At 61.4% G+C, this 5,646-nt stretch carries 6 protein-coding genes; all 6 read left to right on the plus strand.

Annotated features, from left to right (window positions below; all coding sequences use genetic code 11):
- Nucleotides 1-287: oligopeptide/dipeptide ABC transporter ATP-binding protein (locus ACTZWW_RS22295; protein WP_444783162.1), on the plus strand; the 287-nt coding region annotated here is incomplete at its 5' end.
- Complete coding sequence (locus ACTZWW_RS22300) at nucleotides 284-1,303, plus strand: ABC transporter ATP-binding protein (RefSeq protein WP_444783163.1); 1,020 nt, start codon at nucleotides 284-286, stop codon at nucleotides 1,301-1,303. The genes ACTZWW_RS22295 and ACTZWW_RS22300, both read left to right, overlap by 4 nt.
- Entirely contained in the window at nucleotides 1,300-2,400 is a 1,101-nt protein-coding gene (locus ACTZWW_RS22305) for a C45 family autoproteolytic acyltransferase/hydolase (protein ID WP_444783164.1), read from the plus strand. Before ACTZWW_RS22300 ends, ACTZWW_RS22305 begins: the two co-directional genes overlap by 4 nt.
- 26 nt (nucleotides 2,401-2,426) lie before the next feature.
- Nucleotides 2,427-3,404: a sigma-54 interaction domain-containing protein gene (locus tag ACTZWW_RS22310; RefSeq protein WP_444783165.1), complete on the plus strand. Its 978-nt coding sequence runs from the start codon at nucleotides 2,427-2,429 to the stop codon at nucleotides 3,402-3,404.
- Nucleotides 3,405-3,709: 305 nt separating this feature from the next.
- A complete protein-coding gene (locus ACTZWW_RS22315) occupies nucleotides 3,710-5,074 on the plus strand; it encodes an acyclic terpene utilization AtuA family protein (protein WP_444783166.1) in 1,365 nt (454 codons plus the stop codon).
- Nucleotides 5,071-5,403, plus strand: coding sequence for a DUF4387 domain-containing protein (locus ACTZWW_RS22320; RefSeq protein WP_444783167.1), 333 nt, complete (start codon nucleotides 5,071-5,073; stop codon nucleotides 5,401-5,403). The genes ACTZWW_RS22315 and ACTZWW_RS22320 overlap by 4 nt, the downstream gene beginning before the upstream one ends.
- Nucleotides 5,404-5,646: the final 243 nt, after the last annotated feature.

The following is a 5,646-nucleotide window of genomic DNA, read 5'->3' on the forward strand; positions in this document are numbered from 1 at the left end:
TGGAAGAAGGGCCAACAGACAGTGTTATTCGCGCCCCCAGCCACCCCTATACGCTCGGGTTGCTGGCATCGATTCCGCGCGCCGCGTTGCGGGGCCAGCCTATCCGCCCCATTCAGGGACAAGTGCCCGACCTGATCGACCTGCCGCCGCAATGCCGGTTTCTGGACCGTTGCCCCCATGCAGCCAACGATTGCCGCCATCTTATCGACATGCACCCCGCCGGGCCAGACCGCCGCGCGCGCTGCATCCGTACTGCACTTTTCCAGACCGAAAGGGCCAAGGCATGACCAGTGATCCCTTGCTGAAGGTCACCAACCTGACCAAAACTTATCAGGGCAGCCCCGGCGCCATTGCACGGATGCTTGGACGCAAACCTGTTCAGGTGCGCGCCGTGTCGGATGTGTCGCTTCAGGTGGCGCGCGGCGAAATTCTGGGGTTGATCGGTGAATCCGGCTGCGGCAAATCAACCCTTGGGCGGGCCATTTTGCGGTTGCACGAACCCAGCGCGGGGCGCGTGGACTTCGGCGGAACAGATGTCACATCCCTGTCCCCGCCCGACCTGAAGGCCATGCGGCGGCGCATGCAGATCATCTTTCAGGACCCCTACGCATCGCTGAACCCGCGCCGGACAGTGGCCGATATTGTGGGCCTGCCGCTGCAATTGCACGGCTTGGCCAAGGGCCGCGAGGATATGCGCGAAAAAGTGGCCGCCATGCTGGAAAAAGTGGGGCTAAAGGCAGGCCAGATCGACCGCTACCCGCACCAGTTTTCTGGCGGGCAGCGCCAACGCATAGGGATTGCGCGCGCGCTGATCTCCAACCCCGAATTCGTGGTGTGTGACGAACCTGTTTCCGCCCTTGATGTGTCCATTCAGGCCCAGATCATCCAGCTGTTGCTGGAATTGAAGCGCGAATTTCACCTGACCTATCTGTTCATCTCGCATGATATTTCGGTCATTGGCTATCTTAGTGACCGGGTTGCAGTCATGTATCTGGGCGAAATTGTGGAAATGGGCCCTGTCGAGTCGGTGCTGGCCGCGCCGCGCCATCCCTATACCCAAAGCCTGATGTCCGCTGTTCCAGAAGTGGATGGCACGCGCAAGGGCCAGCGCGTGCGCCTGACCGGCGATCTGCCATCGCCCCTTGACCCGCCATCAGGCTGCAAGTTTCACACCCGCTGCCCGCTGGCCACCGACATATGCCGCCAGCGCAAACCAGTGACCGAAACTGTGGCCCCCGGCCACAGCGCAGCCTGTCACCGCCTGTCAGAAAACCTGTCGCTTCTGGAAGGGGCTGCGCAATGACGCTGGCCAATGCCCGCCCGATGACAGTGCAAACCCTGTCGGGCACCGCCCATACCCGCGGCTTGGTGCAAGCCATGGGCGCAGACAGCGCCTTGCGCGACAAGGTTGCGCAGGCCACCGCCGCGCGCGTGCAGGTCCTGCGCAACGAAGGGCGCGTAACGGACGCCATGCTGACCTATGTGGCCACGCAGCACCGCTTCCACAGGACCCATGACCCCGATGGCATGGCGGAACTTGCGGGCATAGCCGAAGGGTTCGGGCTGCCGGAAGAAACGCTGTTCCTGCACCTGCATCTTGGCACATTGCGCGACCTGACCAATGGCGCCATTCTGTCGGGGGACGGGTGCAGTGCTTTTGCAGCGGGCGACGGACCAGACGGGCCGTTCCTTGCCAAGAACCGTGATTTCGGCGGGGTGCATCTGGGCGTGCAGCGCCTGTTCTGGCATGACGGGCCGGATATTGCGACGGGCGGCATGCTGTGCCTTGGCAGTCTGGGCAGTCCGGGGGCCTATTCCAGCGGGATGAACGCAGCCGGGCTGGCTATTGCCGACACCCAGATTGGCGCGCGCCATCATGGGGTTGGCTGGTTGCGCTATATGGCCATGACGCGGCTACTGGCCACCTGCGCCAGCGTGGCCGAAGCGCTGGACTGGCTGCGCGCAAGACCGCATGCGGGCGGGGGGTCCCTTATTCTGGCTGATGCCAGCGGGGCCACGGCTGCGGTGGAACTGGGCGCATCTACACTGGCCACCACCACAGGGGCGCGCAGCTGGCGCACCAACCACTTCCTATCAGCGCAGCTTGCGCAAGATACGCTGTTGCACGGGGGCGCCACCATCGACAGCAATTCCGCACAGCGCCTTGGGGCGCTGACACACCACCTGTCTGCCGCCCCGCCCACGCTGGCGCAAGCGGCACACCTGCTGGCCCTTCACCCCCATGACCCACAGGGCGCGCCCGTCTGCCAGCACCCCAACGCGACCGATGATACCAGCACCCTGTCATCTATCATCTTTGCAATCGCGTCGCGCCGCGTATATTTCCATAATGCAAACCCATGTGCAGGCAACTGGCATTGGGTTTGCCTACCGGAATGACGGCGCAACAGCATGGCGGGGAACGGATGGCCGATTACGGCAGCGAACTTATTGGAAACGACCCCAAAATAAAAACCCTGCGCCAGCTTGCCCGGCGCGTGGCCCGTTCGGCAGCGCGCACAGTTCTGATTTATGGTGAAACGGGCACCGGCAAGGGCCTTCTGGCGCGCATGGTCCATCAGGGATCACGCCGCGCCGACAAGCCATTTCTGGACATCAATTGCGCGGCCATCCCCTCAGGGTTGATGGAATCCGAATTTTTCGGCCATGAAAAAGGGGCCTTCACAGGGGCCAGCGAACGCAAGATCGGGCTGGTGGAAGCGGCAAATCACGGCAGTGTCTTTCTGGATGAAATCCGCGAGATGGACCCCCATTTGCAGGCCAAACTGCTTAGCCTTCTGGACACCCACCAGTTCCGGCGCGTGGGGGCTGTCAAATCCACCCATGTTGACCTGCGCTTCATTGCGGCCACCAACAAGGTTTTGCTGTCCGAGGTGATGGCCGGGAATTTCCGCGAAGATCTGTATTACCGGCTGCAGGTTGTGTCCCTGAACATTCCCGCCCTGCGCGAACGGGGAGATGATGTGCTTGTGCTTGCCCAACACTTCATTGAACGCTTCAACATGGCCTTTGGGCGCGACATTCGCGGGCTGGACCCTGAAACCGCCGATATCTTGCGCAAATACCCCTGGCCGGGCAATGTGCGCGAACTTGAAAACCTGCTGGAGCGGATTTTCATCCTTGAAGATGAAAACATCATCCTGCCCCGCCACCTGCCCGACCGCATTTTGCGCACGGTTCGTTCGGGCGCGCGCGTGATACCGCCCGCAGCAGAAGGGGCCGTCACCGCCAGTGGCGGTTTCCATGACGCCACCGCAGAATTTCAGCGCGGCCTGGTCATGCGCGCGCTGCAACAAAGCGGCGGCAACCAGCAAGACGCCGCAAGCCTGCTGCACCTTAGCCGGCACGCGCTGCGCCACCAGATGCAGAAGCTGGGCCTGTAGCGCCTTTGGCGGAAAACGGGTTCCCGGGTTTCCGGGTCGATTGCACCCCACTATCGTAAACCAAGGCGCGGCGCTTGTGCGCCAACAAACGCACGCGGCTGGTGCGGCAGTGCCCGCCCCACCCGATTGGCCCAGCAGGCGCGCGATTCGCGCACATGCGGGGTTTGCGCGCCCGCCAATCGCACATCCTGCCAAATAATTTTACAAAATCACTTCATTACAATGCACTACATGAAATGAAATTATGGCACGAAAGCTGCATATATATAACTGAAACGAATTTAAGAGAGGCAGATATGTCATCCATGACGGTCATCAGCCCCAACGGGCATCCGGGGTTCGCCCCCCTCAAGAACGGCAGCTTCCAGTTGGGTGTTGCCGCCGCGCCTGACATCATTGCCGCGGATTCCGGCAGCGATGACATCGGCCCCGGCCCTTTGGGAAATGACACCTGCGCCAGCCCGCGGGCATGGCAGGAGCATGATCTGGAACTGATGCTTCTGGCCGCCCGCGAAAAGAATGTGCCCATGATCATCGGGTCCGCAGGCGATACCGGCACCAATAGCCGCGTTGACATGTATGTGCAGATCATCCGCGATCTGGCGGCCAAACACGGGCTTGCCCCCTTCCGGCTGGGGTGGTTCTATTCCGAGGTGGACCCCGAACGCGTGCGCGCCAGCATCCGGGCGGGTTCCGCCGTGCAAGGGCTTGATGCCCGCGCCGACCTGACCGAAGATGAACTTGACGCGACAGACCGCATTGTTGCCATGGCGGGCGTGCATCCGTTTTTGAAACTGCTTGAAGACGGCTGTGATGTCATCATCGGCGGCCGGTCCTCCGACAGCGCCATTTTCGCAGCCCCCGCGCTGCACCGGGGGTTTCCCGAAGCGCAGGCCTACTATCTTGGCAAGGTGCTGGAATGCGCCAGCTTTTGCGCGGAACCCTACGGGGCGAAGGAAACCGTGCTGGGTGAGATTACGCGCGACTGGGTGGATGTCACTGCCATGTCGCCCGAACAACGCTGCACCATCGCTTCAGTGGCCGGGCACGCCATGTATGAACGCTCCAACCCGTTCCATGAATTTGTGGCTGGCGGCATGCTGGACATGACAGACTGCCATTATGACCAGATTGCCGATAAAACAACCCGCGTGACAGGTATGAAATTCGTGCCGGCGACTGAAATTCGCGTCAAGCTGGAAGGGTCGGGCAAGGTCGGCGAACGCTTCGTCGGGATGGCCGGAATTCGTGATCCCTATACAATTGCCAATGTCGATGCCGTCATCGAATGGGCGCGCCAGCAAACCCGCGACCGTTTCGGGGATGAAGGCTGGGAACTGCATTACAATGTCTTCGGGCGCAATGGTGTGATGGGCGACATGGACCCCATGCGCGACAAGCCCGGCCATGAACTGTGCGTGGTGGTTCAGGGTGTTGCGCCCACGCTGGAGATGGCCGAAGAAGTGGCCATGACAGGCACGCGGCAATTGTTCTATGCCCGCCTGCCCGATGTGAAGGGCACAGCCGGGGGCGTGTCCTTTGTTCTGGACGAAGTCATGCGCGCCAGTCCCGCCTATCGCTGGACGCTGAACCACACTATGGCCGTGCGTGACCCGCTGGAACTTTTCCCGACCCATAGCGAAATCGTCACAACAGGAGCTGCGGCATGAACACCCCCACAAAGCTTGCCACCCTTGCCAAGACAATCCGCAGCAAGAACGCCGGAACGGACAAGATTACCTTTGATATCATCTTCCGCGAACGCGAGGCATATGACCTTGTGCGCCGCTCCGGTTCCCTGACCCGCGAAACCGTGTGTCAGGTGCTCAATATCGACCCCGCGCGCCTGACGGATTTTGTCGAATATGACCCCGGTCTGGCAATCAAATTCACCATTTTGCGCCTGCGCCCATCGGGCAGCGCGGGGGATGGGGATATTTTTGGCGCGCAGCAATACGCCCCCTTCCTAGATCTGGAAATCGACCTTTCGGGGGGCTGAACTACGGACTGAAACGGGGGCAAACGGGGCACATCCTGTAATCTGTCGCATTTGTCCCCCAAACTGGCATTTTATGCCCGCAAGGTGCAAATTTCCGCCGGTGGCAGCGCAAGGCCGCGCGCCTAGTGTCTCAAGTCCGACCATAACACAAGGACACCACGCCCATGACCGGACCCCTTGACGATATTCGCGTCATTGAACTGGCGCGCATTCTGGCTGGCCCCTGGGCGGGCCAGACGCTGG

It is taken from the genome of Salinarimonas sp. NSM, assembly GCF_052380005.1.
Classification (GTDB): domain Bacteria; phylum Pseudomonadota; class Alphaproteobacteria; order Rhizobiales; family Beijerinckiaceae; genus Salinarimonas.

What these genes read in the sequence shown, in the direction of transcription:
- ACTZWW_RS22300 (WP_444783163.1), top strand. Translation starts at nt 284, where the DNA reads ATGACCAGTGATCCCTTGCTGAAGGTCACCAACCTGACCAAAACTTAT.
- ACTZWW_RS22305 (WP_444783164.1), top strand. Translation starts at nt 1,300, where the DNA reads ATGACGCTGGCCAATGCCCGCCCGATGACAGTGCAAACCCTGTCGGGC.
- ACTZWW_RS22310 (WP_444783165.1), top strand. Translation starts at nt 2,427, where the DNA reads ATGGCCGATTACGGCAGCGAACTTATTGGAAACGACCCCAAAATAAAA.
- ACTZWW_RS22315 (WP_444783166.1), top strand. Translation starts at nt 3,710, where the DNA reads ATGACGGTCATCAGCCCCAACGGGCATCCGGGGTTCGCCCCCCTCAAG.
- ACTZWW_RS22320 (WP_444783167.1), top strand. Translation starts at nt 5,071, where the DNA reads ATGAACACCCCCACAAAGCTTGCCACCCTTGCCAAGACAATCCGCAGC.